This window comes from Bradyrhizobium sp. 215_C5_N1_1, assembly GCF_052075935.1.
GTDB lineage: Bacteria > Pseudomonadota > Alphaproteobacteria > Rhizobiales > Xanthobacteraceae > Bradyrhizobium > Bradyrhizobium barranii.
This window is the reverse complement of the sequence record NZ_CP197228.1, coordinates 1410297-1423942: the sequence shown is the minus strand read 5'-3', so window position 1 is coordinate 1423942 and position 13646 is coordinate 1410297. Positions and strand designations below refer to the sequence as shown.

Below are 13646 nucleotides of genomic sequence, written 5' to 3'. Positions count from 1 at the left end.
CCTCCCATCTTCATGACGGGGCACATTGGCAAACCAGTGACCGCTACCGGGCGGCGTTCCAATCGGATCAGGCGCGCCGGTGAAATGCCGGCGGCAACGGCTCACGCACCAGTTCGCTGAGATTCAAGGTCTCCCCGCTTTCCGCGATGTCCGAGAACAACACCTCGACAAACGGATGCTGACGGTTGAACGCGGTGCCCCGCTGGTATTTGGCGCTCACGATGCGCTCAAGCGCGGCAAAGTTCCGTTTCCCAAGCGCGCTGTATTGCTTCCGGAACAAACTCTGACGTCCGCCACTGTGCTCGATCGATTCGGCCCAAACGTCCATCACCTTGCGACTGACGAACGCCTCGACTTCTCTCGTGCCTTCCTGGGCAAGAAGCCGCAGACCGTCCATGGCATGCGGCTGTTCATCGATACGGAATTTTGTCAGTGCCATCTGGATCCTCCTGTTGTTTGCGTCCATATGCTTCGCGAACCGCGCCTCTCGCTCAGCCCCTGAACATGTCAGATCTTGGCGGGATCGGCGTCGTGCCTATGCTTGTGAAGAAACCGGGCAATCTGCCCACGGAGCGCCGCCGTATCCAGCAATGTCCCAACCGATCCGGCGGTATCGAAGATCTCCCGCTGGAGCGTCGTCGGCAATGAATTCCATTGCATGATGACGGCCGCACCGAGACAGCGCAAAACGCGCTCTTCCTCCGCCGCGAGGGCTGCGCCGCGCAGTCGCTCCGTCCCCCCGGCATTGACTGCATCCACGTATTGGTCCGCGAGCATCTGCTCGTTGTCCGCGCGCGATGTGTGGCTATCCTGCAGTTGTTCGAATTTGCGCGTATCGGCTTTGCCGGGCGAATTCCTCGCCAGTTCGCCATACGCGGCCGCTTTTGCACGATACTGCAGAAATTTAAACATGCGGGCTCCTTCAACAGCGATCCTTCGCCGCCGAGAAATACGTGAGGATTTCAGCGGCATTTCCGAGAATCGCTGCCCGGCGCATTGCCACCGTGCGCTTGTCTCCCGACGGCATCTTGCGGGCAAGGTCGAGGGCGTTGATCGCCCTGGCGCTCAACTCGCAAGCCAAAGAGGCCGGGATCGATTCTGACGAGCTGCTTGCTTGAGCCGATGGCGAAGGCACGCCAAGACCGGCTACCATTGTATGAGCATCGCTGCGGCGATCAACACCACGAAGAAAACCGGTAGCAAGACCGGAGGTACGAGCCACTCGCGAAGGCTGAATCTAGGGGAATCCGACATACTGACCGCCTGTTGGTTCTGGCGGGAGCGCAATGCTCTCAGTCACCGATGACAGCCGAGGGGCGCGCGGTGATAAACTGTATGTAGTGATCCCTTCGCCGAATAGCGAGGCTTATCAAGAAACTATTTGTCGCGATCGGCATTGAATCGGATTGCTGCCCTGTTGCCAAATCTTCATTTGAGAGAGGCGCAACCGGCGCGTCTTCGTCTGGACGGAACGTCCGTGTTCCTGACGTACGCGGGCCGAGCGTCGGCCACCCGGCGAGCCCCGACTCAAACGGCGAAAGGCTGGCGCGCGGCACCTGCAACCTGATCGGCCTGACCATGATCGACTTTCCAAATCACAGCCGCTCGTATGACCGGACGCGGCATGCCGTGCGGTTCTGGGGACACGACAGCGCCATCGAGGCCTCGTTCTTCATCGACGAAGACGCATTGAAGCGGATTCAACCGGGTACCCATTCCAGCGAATCGGGATTTCTGATTGCGTTCGATTCCAACCGCGACTTGATATGTGCCGCTGCGGCCAAAAAGTATGTCCGCGGCAGCCGGGGCTCCTACGACCTGCTCGCGGGAGATTTTTGAAGCGGTCGGCACGGGGTGATGAGTTCGTGGCTTCGGTCGTGAATCCACGTTTCTAGCTCGCCCAGTTCTCGCGAAACTCGGGGAACAGCGTCAGGCCTCCGCAGGCGTAAATGGTCTGGCCCGTAATGTAACTGGCGTCATCCGAGGCGAGGAAGGCGAACACAGCGGCGATCTCTTCCGGGGTGCCGACCCGTCCCAGCGGAATGTGGCTGGTGACGACGCCGCGCTTGGCGGGATCACCCGTCCACGCCGCGTTGATCGGCGTATCGATCGCGCCCGGGCCGACCGCATTGACGCGAATCCCGCGGCCGGCGAATTCCAGCGCCAGCGTGCGTGTCAGATTGGCGATGCCGCCCTTGCTGATCGAATAAGCGAGATAGCCCGGCTTCGGGATGATCTGGTGGACGCTGGAGCAGTTGATGATGCTGCCGCCTCCGCCGCGCGCGACGAAATGGGCGAGCGCCTTCTGCGCGCAGAGCACGGCGCCGTTGAGATTGACGTCGATGATGCGGCGGTAGGTGTCGATGTCGAGCGCCTCGCTCGGCGACTCCCGCTGGAAGCCGGCATTGTTGACGAGGCAGTCGAGCCGCTTCCAGCGCGAAAGCACCGTCTCGAACATCGCGGCGACCTCCTGCTCATTGCTGACATCGGCCTTGACGACGACATGATCGAGCTTGCCGTGGCCGCGGTCAGCCGATCCTGTCCTTGCAAGCGCGAGCGTCTCCTCGGCCCTCTCGGGGTGATCGACATAGTTGATGGCGACGGTCGCGCCCTCCTGCGCGAGCCGGATGGCGACGGCGCGGCCGATGCCTTGCGAGGCACCGGTCACCAGCGCGTATTGGTCGACGAGGCGGGAGGAAAACGGGGTCGAGCGATCGGTCTGCGGCATGTGTTCTCTCCGGAATGTCTCATCATCGACGGACGGCGCGTTTTGTTCCATCCTTCCGTGCATCCTTGGGATTCATTCCGCGCGCCGCGCCAGCGGCGAGGTCAGGATCTGATAAAGGATGATGGCGCCAAAAGTCGCCGTGCCGATCCCGCCGATCGTAAACGCGCCGAATTTGAACGTGAGGTCGCCGGCGCCCGCGGTCAGCGCCACGGCGACGGTGATCAGGTTCGCGGGATTGGCGAAGTCGACCTTGTTCTCGACCCAGATCCGTCCGGCCATCGCGGCGATCAATCCAAACAGCACGATCGAGAGGCCGCCGATGACGGGACCGGGAATCGACAGGATCAGTGCGCCGAATTTCGGCGAGAAGCCGAGCAGGATCGAGACCGTGGCCGCGAATGCAAACAACAGTGTCGAATAGACTTTCGTCGCCGCCATGACGCCGATGTTCTCGGCATAGGTGGTGACGCCGGTGCCGCCGCCGCAGGCTGCCACGATGGTCGCGAGGCTGTCGGCGAACAGGGCGCGGCCGAGATAGGCATCGAGGCTCCGGCCCGTCATGGCGCCAACGGCTTTGATGTGACCGAGGTTCTCGGCGACGAGAATGACCGCAACCGGCGCGATCAGAAAGATTGCATCGGCCTGGAAGGTCGGCGTGGTAAAGCTCGGCATGCCCAACCACGGCGCGGCCGCGAGTTGCGCGAAGTCGATCGGCTTGCCGAAGCCAAGGCCGTTCGCGAACAGCAGGTACAACAGATATCCGCCCACCGCGCCGAGGATGATCGGCAGGCGGCGCCACAGGCCTGGAGCGGCAACGGCCACTATGCCAATGATCAGCACCGTCGCGAGCCCGATCCAGGTGTCGAACGCGTTGACGCTCACCGCCTTGACCGCCACGGGCGCGAGATTGAGGCCGATCGCGGCGACCACGGCGCCGGTGACGGCCGGCGGCATCAGGCGCTCGACCCAGCCAACGCCCGACCACATCACGATCAACGCGATCACGCCGTAGAGCACGCCGGCGCCAACGATGCCGCCGAGCGCGACGGAGAGGTTTGGATTCGGCCCCTGCCCGGCATAGCCGGTGGCGGCGATGACGACGGCGATGAACGCGAAGCTCGAACCGAGATAGCTCGGCACGCGCCCGGCGACGATGACGAAGAAGATCAGCGTGCCGATGCCGGAGAACAGGACCGCAACATTGGGATCGAACCCCATCAGCAGCGGCGCGATGATCGTCGAGCCCGACATTGCGACGCAATGCTGAAGACCGGAGACGACGGTCTGGCCCCATGACAGCCGCTCCTCCGGCATGATCACGCCCGAGGCCTTGAATTTCCAGCGCGGAAAATAGCTTTGCGGCTGCTCGTCCGAGCCCATCGTGGTTGTCATATTCCCCCCGTTGCGGTGCAGCGACCGATCTTCGTGCGATCCGACAAAAATGTGATTGTCGCTTCTGCGGCGACCATCACATGATGCGAGTCATGCAAGATTCAAAGCTTGCAAAAGCCAGATCTTGCAGAATCAAAAATCAATGCGTTCCGGGGCACACACTATGACAGAAGTCGCGATCCAGCCAGCCGTCCATCGCCGGCATCAACCCTGGTACAAGATCCTCTACATCCAGGTTCTGATCGCGATCGCGCTCGGGGTGCTCATCGGCTATTTCTATCCCGATCTCGGCAAGGAGCTGAAGCCGCTCGGCGACGGCTTCATCGCGCTGATCAAGATGATGATCGCGCCTGTCATCTTCTGCACCGTGGTGCACGGCATTTCCTCGATGGGCGACCTCAAGCGCGTCGGCCGGGTCGGGCTGAAGTCGCTGATCTATTTCGAGACGGTCTCGACCGTCGCGCTCGCCATCGGCCTGCTGGTCGGCGAGATTCTCCAGCCCGGGCACGGCTTCAACATCGATCCCGCCACGATCGATCCGAAATCGGTGGCGACCTACGTCACCAAGGCCAAGGAAGAGGGCATCGTCGCCCATCTGATGGCGATCATTCCCGACAGCTATGTGGGCGCGATCGCGCGCGGCGACCTGCTTCAGGTGCTGCTGATCTCGATCCTGTCGGGCTTCGCCATCGCCTTCCTCGGCAAGGCCGGCGAGCCGATCGCGGAGGCGATCGACAAGGCCGCGAAAATGTTCTTCGGCATCATCCGCATCATCGTGCGCGTGGCGCCGATCGGCGCGTTCGGCGCGATGGCGTTCACTGTCGGCGCCTACGGCCTCGGCTCGCTGCTCAACCTCGCGGCCCTGATCGGCACGTTCTATCTCACCAGCATCCTGTTCGTGTTGATCGTGCTGGGCTCGATCGCGCGGCTCTCCGGCTTCTCGATCCTGCGCTTCATCGCCTACATCAAGGACGAACTCTTGATCGTGCTCGGCACCTCCTCGTCGGAAACGGTGCTACCGCAGATGATCCAGAAGATGGAGCATCTCGGCGCCTCACGCTCGGTGGTCGGCCTCGTCATTCCGACCGGCTACAGCTTCAACCTCGACGGCACCAACATCTACATGACGCTGGCGACGCTGTTTCTGGCGCAGGCGACCAACACCCATCTGACGATCTGGCAGGAGCTCGGCATTCTCGGCATCGCCATGATCACCTCGAAGGGCGCCTCGGGCGTGACCGGCGCCGGGTTCATCACGCTTGCCGCGACGCTCTCGATCGTTCCCGACATCCCGATCCAGTCGATCGCGATCCTGGTCGGGATCGACAAGTTCATGAGCGAGTGCCGCGCGCTGACCAACCTGATCGGCAACGGTATCGCCTGCGTCGTCATCAGCATCTCCGAAGGCGAGCTCGATCGCGAGGCTCTGCACGAGACCATGGCTCATCCGCTGGAGATGGGCGAGGCGCTGGAACCGGGCGGCAGCGCGGCCTCGTAGGCCGCGCCACGCAGCCGGTAGTCTCCCGGACTGGAGAATTGGCAAGGCACGCGTCACAACAATGGCGTTGGGTTCACCGATTGATAGTCTATCTTTCCACCCGACGCGCTGGGGGCAGGGCGTCGGGTATTTGTTGTCGACCAATGAGCCTTAGAAGGCCGAGCTGGCGACCAGCTCGACCCTGCGCGTGATATCGATCGCCTGCAGGAACGCTTCGTCGTGACTGACCACGAGCAGCGCGCCGTCATAGGCCCTCAAGCCTGCCTCGATGGCTTCGATGGACTCGATGTCGAGATGATTGGTCGGCTCGTCCAGGATGAGCAGGGACGGCGGCGCCGCCCCGCCTAGAACGCAGGCGAGGCCCGCACGAAACAGCTGTCCGCCACTCAGGCTCCCCACGATCTGCGCGGCGGCATCGGCGCGAAACGCGAACCGGGCCAGGGCCGCATGGCACTCGTTCGCGCTCGCTTTCGGATTGAGACGCCCGAAATTGTCCAGGATGGAGATCGCGGGATCGAGCAGGCTGACCTTCTGGTCGAACAGCGCGAAGTCCGGCCTGACCCGCACGGTGCCCGCGAACGGGCGCAACTCGCCTGTGACGAGCTTGAGTAACGTTGTCTTGCCGGAACCATTCGGCCCGACGACCCCGACGCGCTCCGGGCCGACGAGCGTGAGTGAGAGATCGCGCAGGACCGGCTGCTCCGGCTGATAGCCGGCGTTGACGCGATCGAGCCATACCACCTCCCTGCCCGCCGGCAGGCCGGTCGGGGGCAGCTTGACCGACAGCGGCTGGCGAATCTCGACGCGCCGGCGAGCCGTGTCGACGGCCTCGAGCGCCTCCGCACGCCGCCGCTCGGCGATCTGCGTGGTCTTGCCGCCGGAGTCCTCGCTGCGATCCTTGCGCGCGCCGGCCAGGATGCGCGGCATGTCGCCCTTGGCGCGTTTCTTCCTGCCGCCGCTGTCCTTGCGCGCCTTGCGTCCCGCTGCCTCCTGCGCCTTGCCGTCGATCTCGGCGAGATGCTTCTCGGCATGCGCAAGGTCGTGCCTGACGGCAGCGAGCTCGATGGCCTTCTGCTCGCGGTAACTGCTCCAATTGCCGCCGTACCGTCTTGCCCCGAGCGATGTCATCTCGACGATGGCATCCATGGTCTCGAGCAGGTCGCGGTCGTGACTGACGACGATCGCCCCGCCCCGCCAGCCTGCGAGCAGGTCGACCACTGACTTACGTCCATCCCGATCGAGATTGTTGGTGGGCTCATCGAGCAGCAGGAAGTCCGGCTCGGCGAAGACCAGCGCGGCCAGACGGATCCGCGTGATCTGCCCGCCCGACAAACGATCCAGCTCCGTGTCGGTATCAGGATCGAACCCGACACGCGCGAGCGCGGACGCAAGCCGCGCTTCAAGCGTCCAGTCGACGTCGGTGACTTCGTCGGCGAATGCATCGCCCCGCTCGGCACGGCGAAGCAGCTCCAGCGCTGCGCGCGCGCCGAACAGATCGATCACCGCGGCGCCCGCAGGAAGCTGGACGTCCTGGCGGAGCATTCCCACGGTTCCGCTCAGGAGAACGCGTCCCGCTTGGGGAATGTGCTCTCCGGTGATCGCAGCAAGCAGCGTTGTCTTGCCGACGCCGTTGCGGCCGACGAGACCAGCCCGTTCGGCACCAAATGTCAGCTTGAGGTCGGAAAGGAGAGGACGGCCGTCAGGCGTGGACAGCGAGAGGTTCGACAGAATGATCGATGCAGGCATGGAATTCCCCGTGAGCAAGGCGGATGGGCGTTGCGGTCGGGGTGAAATCCATGGATGCGAAACTCCTGATTGATGTCTCGCTGATAATCCCGCCGGGCGCCGAGATCAAGGCGCATTCCGTGCGAAGCGTCCGGGCCAATCAGCAAAGCATCACGAAGCTGTTGATGGACGCTGCATGGGGCATGCGGTAAGGGGCAAAAAACAACGTGTCTCAACCAAGAGGCCATCTCTTGAGCGGCAAGCCGAATAGCCCCCTCGCCCAACTGCTTCAGCAAGCCTTTCTGGCGCTACGTGCAAAGCAGTTCGACATTGCAAGGCAGCTTGCGACCGAAGCCCTGAAATCAAATCGCACCGACCGGAATGCCGTGCTGATCCTCGCCCATGCCCTGCTCGGCCAGGAGCGCGCGGAGGAGGCGATTGCGCCGCTGGAGAAAGCCGCGAAGCGCAATAGCGATCCCGAAATCGAGACGCTGCTCGGCCATGTGCTGTGTGCCGCGCGGCGCAGAAGCGATGGACTGGCGCAACTGCGGCGAACCGCAGCACGCCGTCCGCCCTATCTGCCCGCGTTCCAGGAGCTGGCGGGCCAGCTTGCGAACGCCGGCGAGGTTGGCGAGGCGGTCGGGATGATCGAGCAAGCCCTCGCGCTCGCCCCGGCCAGCGTCGATCTGCAACTCGACCTTGGCCGCATGCATGTCCGGAATAACAATCGCGCCAAAGCGCGTACCGTGCTGACCGCGGCGCGCGCGATCGGGCCGGGACGCACCGATATCCTGACCGAACTTGCCTGGGCCGAGCTTCTCGACGGCGCCTATGCGGAGGCCGCCGACACCTACCGTCACGCGCTCGGGCTTCGCCCGGACGACGCTCTCTCCCGCGCCAATCTCGCGATCTGCCTGATGGAGATGGGCGAACGCGATGGCGGCGAGGCGGCGCTGCGGTCCGTGTATGGCGGACGGCCGCAGATGCTCAGCCGCGCCGCCCTCACACTCGCCGCCTCGTCGCACGGCCGCTTCTTCTTCCGCCCGAGCGCCGCGGCGAAATTCCTGGGAGCCAGGCCCGAGCGGGCTACGCCCTGAATTTCCGCCGGTACAGACCCGGCTCGCGCTTCAGCGCGGCGCGCAGGGCGTGGACCTTCTGCGCTTCATCCTCGGTGAAGGCCGAGGTCTGCCGCGTCCAATCCTCACGCTTGACCGGAATGCATTGCGCGATCGGTGTGCCCTTGGGCAGCACGCCGCGAAAGCCCGTATTGTGCCAATGCGCCGGAAAGTGGATCCAGCTGTCGCGATAGCGATCGCAATCGACGAGGCCGCTCAGCGTGATGAACGGCAGGTCGAAGCGATTGACCGGATGGGTGAAGAACAGCGAATAGCCTTCCGGCGCCTCGATGGTCCAGAGATTGTGAAACTTGATGACGAAGCGATCGGCCTCGAACAGCGGCGAGCCGGTGAGCTGGCCCTGATCGTGAAAGCTGATCGGCGAGCGCGGAAAATCGATCTCACCGCCGGGCGGGATGTCGTTGTCCCAGCTGATCTCGCCATCCTCGACCCTGATATCGCAGATTAGCGGGATCAGGAAACCGCATGTCATCGCGTCGATGAACGGCGGGCAACGCTTGACCGTCTCGTCATCCTGCTGATTAAGGGCACTGAAGGCCGTGGTCGGCATCGCCTTGAGCCAGTCGGGAACGCCGAGATTCGCCGGCACCGGCTGCGGCAGCAGGCCTTCGAGTTCTCCGGGGCAGCGAAATTTGATCGCGAGCTTGTTGTTATTATTCTGCGAGGACATTGGGCATTCCAGCCGAGTCCCCTACTGATAAACGGAAACTGCGGCGCGTCAAAGCGCCGCAGCTAATCCAGACCATTACATCTTCGTCATGTTCGGATCGACGGCTCTCTTCACGGGCCCGTGAGAAGAGCGCAATCAGCCCTTGAGTGCGGTCACCACCACCTCGATCAGAGCACCGCCGCCGAGATCGGCGACACCGACCGTGGCGCGCGTCGGCAGGTTGTCGCCGAAGAACTCGGTCCAGGCCGCGTCCATCTCCTTCTTCTTGGAGAGATCCGTGACGAAGATCGAGGTGCTGACGACGCGCGACTTGTCGGTGCCGGCTTCCTTCAGATAGCCGGCGATCTTGCCGAGGATGTTGCGGGTCTGATCGCCCATCGAGACCGAGGTGTCGTCGGCGATGGTGCCGCCGACGAAGACGAAGCCGTTGGCCTCGACGGCGCGGTGCATGATGGGCGTGCGGATGCTGCGGGTGATGCTCATGATGTCCTCTTCTTAGAGCGTGGAAGGATGGAAACGGTCGATGCCGAGATCGCCGATTCGGGTCTGGGTGCCGCCATTGACGATCAGCTCGGCCATCACGGCGCCGGCGCCGGGGCCGAGCTGGAAGCCGTGCAGGGAGAAGCCGAACTGGTGATAGAGGCCCTTGTGGCGGCTGCTCGGTCCGAACACAGGGATATCGTCCTTCATCTTCGCCTCGATGCCGGCCCAGGCGCGGACGATCGTCGCGCTGCGCATCACCGGGAACAGCTCGAACACGGTGCGCGCGCTGATCGCGAGGCTCTTCCAGTCCAGCACGGTCTCGTTGCGATCCTGATAGGGCGTCGCCAGGTGGCCGCCGCCAATCAGCACGGTGCCGTTGGAGAATTGCTTGAAGGAGAGCTTGCGCCCGCGCAGGATCACGACGGGGTCGATGAAGTGCGGCACGCGCGAGGTGATCATCAGCATCGGCGCCACGGTCTCGACCGGAACGGGCTCGCCGAGCGCGGCCGCAATGTTTCCGGCCCAGGCGCCGGCGGCATTGACGAGCACCGGCGCGGCATAAGTCTCGGTGCCGACATCGACATACCAGAGGCCGTCGCTGTAGCGGATGTTGCTGGCCGCCACGCCCTCGCGCACGGTCGCGCCGAGCTGCTCCGCCTTGCGCCGGAACGCCGTCGTCGTCTGCGCCGGATTGGCGGCCCCATCGCGGCGCGACACCACGCCGCCCGGACATGTCTCAGCCACGGCCGGCACGAGGCGCCGCAATTCAGTCGCGTCGATCAGCTCTTCATGGGTGAAGCCAAGCGCGTTCAGCTCGGCGACACGCGCGCGGCAGACCGCGAGCTCCTCCTCGTTCTCCGCGACGAGAACCTGACCGTAACTCTCAAAGCTGCAATCGTCGTCGAGGAGATCGGTGATCTTCTCCCAGATCCCCATCGAGCGGATCGAGAGCGGGATTTCGGGCATGTGCCGCGCGAGCTGGCGGACGCCGCCGGCATTGACGCCGGAAGCATGGCGGCCGGCGTAGTCTTTCTCGATCAGCACCGGCTTCATGCCGGCGAGGCACAGATGCAGCGCGGTCGAGCATCCGTGGATGCCGCCGCCGACGACGATCGCATCCACGTTTTGGGTCATCCGCGTACCACCGCCTTGACGTCGGCCTCGCTCTTCGGGACGGAGGCGAGCTCGGCGAGCGTGATCGGCTTGACCGGCGCGCGCAGCCGGTAATAGCCGATCTCCTGTGCCGTCTTGCCCCGCGCCTGCGCCATCAACTCGGTGACCGTGAGGCCGCAGAGCCGGCCCTGGCACGGCCCCATGCCGGTGCGGCGATAGGCCTTGAGCTGGTTCGGCCCGGTCGCGCCGATGGCAACGGCATCGAGAATGTCCTTCGCGGTGACTTCCTCGCAGCGGCAGACGATGGTGTCGCCCGTGGGAATGCGGAACTGCGGCGCCGGGCGGAACAGCGTGTCGAGAAAGACGCGGCCGCGCTCGGCCTTGGCGAGATCGGCGCGGAGCGTCGCCATCGGCGCAAGCTTTGTCGCAACCGCAGGCGCCAATGCCTCCACTGCCGCGCGCGCCGCGATGCGGCCACGGACCACAGCCGCATTGGCACCACCGATACCGGCGCCGTCACCAGCGATCGCGATGCCCGCTACCGACGAATTGCCGCTCGCGTCTAACACCGGCGACCAGCACAATTGCAGATCATCCCAGCGATGCTCGATACCGGCGGCCATCGCCAGATTGACATTGGGCACGACGCCCTGATGCAGCAGCAACAGGTCCGCCGGAATCGTCTCACGCTTGCCGCCGGCGACATAGCTCACATTCGCGAGCTGGCCATCACCGGATGCTGAGAGCTCGGTCACACCTGAGACGACCTGCGCCTTCGCTTTCACCTCGCGCATCATCGACAGCCCCTTGGTGAAATAGGGCGAGGTCAGGAAGGCGAAGGCGTGCGGCAACGCGGCGAAGTAATTGCCGCGCTCGGTGGTGTCGAGGATGCGATCGATGCGGCCGCCCAGCCGCAAGATCTGCGCGGCGAGCAGCCAGAGCAGAGGCCCCTGCCCCGCGATCACGGTGCGGCCGTCCGGCACCAGGGCCGATGATTTCAGCATCGTCTGCGCCGCGCCCGCGGTCATCACGCCCGGCAAGGTCCAGCCGGGAATCGGGAACGGCCGCTCCAGCGCGCCGGTCGCGAGGATCACGCGCTGCGCCTTGAGGAAAGCGGAGGCACCGCCGATCGAGACGGCGATCTCGAGATTGCGGTCGAGGCTCCAGACGGTGGCGCGATGGATAATCTCGGCGCGGCTCGCGCGGAGCGACTGAACGAGATCGGCACCGACCCAATAGTCGGCGCCAAGCTGGTTGCGGTCGGTCACGGGCGTGGACGAGATGGCACGAAACACCTGGCCGCCGGGGCCGATGTTCTCGTCGAGCAGCAGCGTCGACAGGCCGGCTTCGGCGGATGTCGCAGCGGCCGCGAGGCCGGCGGGCCCGGCCCCGATCACCACGACGTCATAAGCTTCGCGCTTGGGAGCCACAGTCATTTTCCGATCTCCCGCTTGCCCTTCTGAATCTCGATCTGCATGCCCTCGGCGACGGGCACGAGGCAGCCCTGGCGGTTACCGACGCCGTCGATGGTGACGAGGCAGTCGAAGCACACCCCCATCATGCAATAGGGCAGACGCGGCGCGCCGCTCACTGCGGTGGAACGGCGCGCATCACAGCCGGAGGCCAGCAGTGCGGCGGAGACGGTGTCGCCCTGGCGCGCCGCGATGGCCGTGCCATCCACGAAGATCTGGACCTGCGGTCGCTTGTCCTGTTCGGATCGTCTAAACATGGGATGCCTCTTGGCTCCTTGAGATATCTCTAATAGCCGCTGTTGTTCGCAGCACCGGCGACGCCGAAACGGCTGGCCGAGAACGCGCCGACCAGCTCCGGCTCGAGCGCGCCAGCTGCGACCATGCGCGCGATCTCGAAAGCGTGGTTGGAGGCGAGCGTCACGCCGGAATGGCAACAGGCCACGAAGGCGCCGGGATGCGTCTCCGACTGGTCGTAGATCGGAAAGCCGTCCTGCGGCATGACGCGGATGCCGGCCCAGCTCCTGACCACGTTGAGCCGCGCCAGATGCGGAAACATCCTTTGCGCGCGATCGGCCATCACGGCGCTGACGGAATGCTTCAGGGTGCGATCGTCGAGCTCGTCCTCCTTGCTGTCGCCGATCATCACGGTGCCCTCGTCGGTCTGGCGGATCGTGGTCAGCGGGTGCGGCAGGAACGGCATGGTGCGCTCGGTCACCACGATCTGGCCGCGGGTCGGGCCCATCGGCGCGTGGAGGCCGACCATCGGTGCCAGCGTCTGGTTGGCATTGCCGGCCGCGAGCACGATCTTGGCGGCGCGCAGTTCGCCCTTCGGCGTGGTCAGGCGGAATTCGCCACCGCTCTTGCTGATCGCCGAGACCGGGCGCTCCGGAAAATAGTCGATGCCGAATGCCTTGAAGCCGGTGTGGAAGGCGCGGAAGGTCCGCAGCGAATTGACGTGGCCGTCGAGCGGACAATAGCTGCCGCCGGACACTTCCGGCCCGATCAGCGGCAACGACTTCTTCACCTCGGAGGCGGAGAGCATCTCCATCTTGTAGTCGGCAGCGCCGGTCTGGTTGTGCATGCGCTTGACCAGCTCGGTGCGCTGGCCGAACTCGTCATCGCCAAGCGTGAGATGAAAGCCGCCATTCTGCTGAAGCGAGACGTCGAGGCCTGTCTGCTGCTTCAGCTCGGAGGCGAGCCGGCCCCACGCTTGCGACGCCTGCACGGTCCAGACAGTATAGGCCGGCATGCCGAGCCCTTTGCTCTGAACCCAGACCAGCGCAAAGTTCGCGCGCGAGGCGCGCTTGGTGATATCGCCTTCGTCGAGAACGGCCACGCTCTTGCCTAGCCGGCCTAGACCCCAAGCAATCGCGGAGCCGAGCAATCCGCCGCCGACGACGGCGACGTCATAATCCCTGGACATGGGTTC

General features: G+C 64.5%; 16 protein-coding genes. 4 read left to right on the top strand and 12 right to left on the bottom strand.

Features of this window, described 5'->3' with window-relative positions:
- Positions 1-67: 67 nt before the first annotated feature.
- The 3 genes from AB7G19_RS06625 to AB7G19_RS06615 all read right to left on the bottom strand — a co-directional run bounded on the left by AB7G19_RS06625 (position 68) and on the right by AB7G19_RS06615 (position 1153).
- On the bottom strand, positions 68-439 hold the full coding sequence (locus tag AB7G19_RS06625) for a signal transduction histidine kinase (protein WP_187387922.1): 372 nt from the start codon (positions 437-439) through the stop codon (positions 68-70).
- Between the two features lie 68 nt (positions 440-507).
- Complete coding sequence (locus AB7G19_RS06620; protein WP_063981068.1) at positions 508-912, bottom strand: hypothetical protein; 405 nt, start codon at positions 910-912, stop codon at positions 508-510.
- Between the two features lie 10 nt (positions 913-922).
- Complete coding sequence (locus AB7G19_RS06615; RefSeq protein ID WP_084794963.1) at positions 923-1153, bottom strand: hypothetical protein; 231 nt, start codon at positions 1151-1153, stop codon at positions 923-925.
- Between the two features lie 425 nt (positions 1154-1578).
- Here AB7G19_RS06615 and AB7G19_RS06610 point away from each other — a divergent pair, with 425 nt between their 5' ends.
- Entirely contained in the window at positions 1579-1839 is a 261-nt protein-coding gene (locus AB7G19_RS06610; protein ID WP_085401819.1) for a DUF1488 domain-containing protein, read from the top strand.
- Between the two features lie 52 nt (positions 1840-1891).
- Here the strand turns inward: AB7G19_RS06610 and AB7G19_RS06605 are convergent, their stop codons facing one another.
- Positions 1892-2728 (bottom strand): SDR family oxidoreductase, encoded by an 837-nt coding sequence (locus AB7G19_RS06605; protein WP_085401818.1) that lies wholly within the window; start codon positions 2726-2728, stop codon positions 1892-1894.
- 72 nt (positions 2729-2800) lie between these two features.
- The gene (locus tag AB7G19_RS06600; protein WP_085401817.1) at positions 2801-4120 is read right to left on the bottom strand and encodes a solute carrier family 23 protein; all 1320 of its coding nucleotides are present in this window, start codon (positions 4118-4120) and stop codon (positions 2801-2803) included.
- Between the two features lie 163 nt (positions 4121-4283).
- Here AB7G19_RS06600 and AB7G19_RS06595 point away from each other — a divergent pair, with 163 nt between their 5' ends.
- Positions 4284-5618 (top strand): dicarboxylate/amino acid:cation symporter, encoded by a 1335-nt coding sequence (locus tag AB7G19_RS06595; protein ID WP_085401816.1) that lies wholly within the window; start codon positions 4284-4286, stop codon positions 5616-5618.
- A 150-nt stretch (positions 5619-5768) separates the two neighbouring features.
- Here the strand turns inward: AB7G19_RS06595 and AB7G19_RS06590 are convergent, their stop codons facing one another.
- A complete protein-coding gene (locus AB7G19_RS06590) occupies positions 5769-7364 on the bottom strand; it encodes an ABC-F family ATP-binding cassette domain-containing protein (protein WP_085401815.1) in 1596 nt (531 codons plus the stop codon).
- A 23-nt stretch (positions 7365-7387) separates the two neighbouring features.
- Between AB7G19_RS06590 and AB7G19_RS06585 the strand changes: the two genes are divergently transcribed.
- Positions 7388-7555: a hypothetical protein gene (locus AB7G19_RS06585; RefSeq protein WP_161495845.1), complete on the top strand. Its 168-nt coding sequence runs from the start codon at positions 7388-7390 to the stop codon at positions 7553-7555.
- Positions 7556-7594: 39 nt separating this feature from the next.
- Complete coding sequence (locus AB7G19_RS06580) at positions 7595-8440, top strand: tetratricopeptide repeat protein (protein WP_085401814.1); 846 nt, start codon at positions 7595-7597, stop codon at positions 8438-8440.
- On the opposite strand, the gene AB7G19_RS06575 is transcribed toward AB7G19_RS06580, so the two are convergent.
- The 6 genes from AB7G19_RS06575 to AB7G19_RS06550 form a co-directional block, all read right to left on the bottom strand.
- Positions 8430-9149 carry a hypothetical protein gene (locus AB7G19_RS06575; protein WP_063981063.1) on the bottom strand — a complete coding sequence of 240 codons (720 nt, stop codon included), beginning with the start codon at positions 9147-9149 and terminating at the stop codon, positions 8430-8432. The genes AB7G19_RS06580 and AB7G19_RS06575 overlap by 11 nt on opposite strands.
- Positions 9150-9284: 135 nt before the next feature.
- The gene (locus AB7G19_RS06570; protein ID WP_085401813.1) at positions 9285-9632 is read right to left on the bottom strand and encodes a RidA family protein; all 348 of its coding nucleotides are present in this window, start codon (positions 9630-9632) and stop codon (positions 9285-9287) included.
- 12 nt (positions 9633-9644) lie between these two features.
- Positions 9645-10766, bottom strand: coding sequence for an NAD(P)/FAD-dependent oxidoreductase (locus AB7G19_RS06565; protein ID WP_085401812.1), 1122 nt, complete (start codon positions 10764-10766; stop codon positions 9645-9647).
- Positions 10763-12181, bottom strand: a complete 1419-nt coding sequence (locus AB7G19_RS06560; RefSeq protein ID WP_085401811.1) for an FAD/NAD(P)-dependent oxidoreductase — start codon at positions 12179-12181, stop codon at positions 10763-10765. The genes AB7G19_RS06565 and AB7G19_RS06560 overlap by 4 nt, the downstream gene beginning before the upstream one ends.
- Positions 12178-12474: a (2Fe-2S)-binding protein gene (locus AB7G19_RS06555; RefSeq protein WP_063981059.1), complete on the bottom strand. Its 297-nt coding sequence runs from the start codon at positions 12472-12474 to the stop codon at positions 12178-12180. The genes AB7G19_RS06560 and AB7G19_RS06555 overlap by 4 nt, the downstream gene beginning before the upstream one ends.
- 29 nt (positions 12475-12503) lie before the next feature.
- A complete protein-coding gene (locus AB7G19_RS06550; protein WP_085401810.1) occupies positions 12504-13640 on the bottom strand; it encodes an NAD(P)/FAD-dependent oxidoreductase in 1137 nt (378 codons plus the stop codon).
- Positions 13641-13646 lie beyond the last annotated feature (6 nt).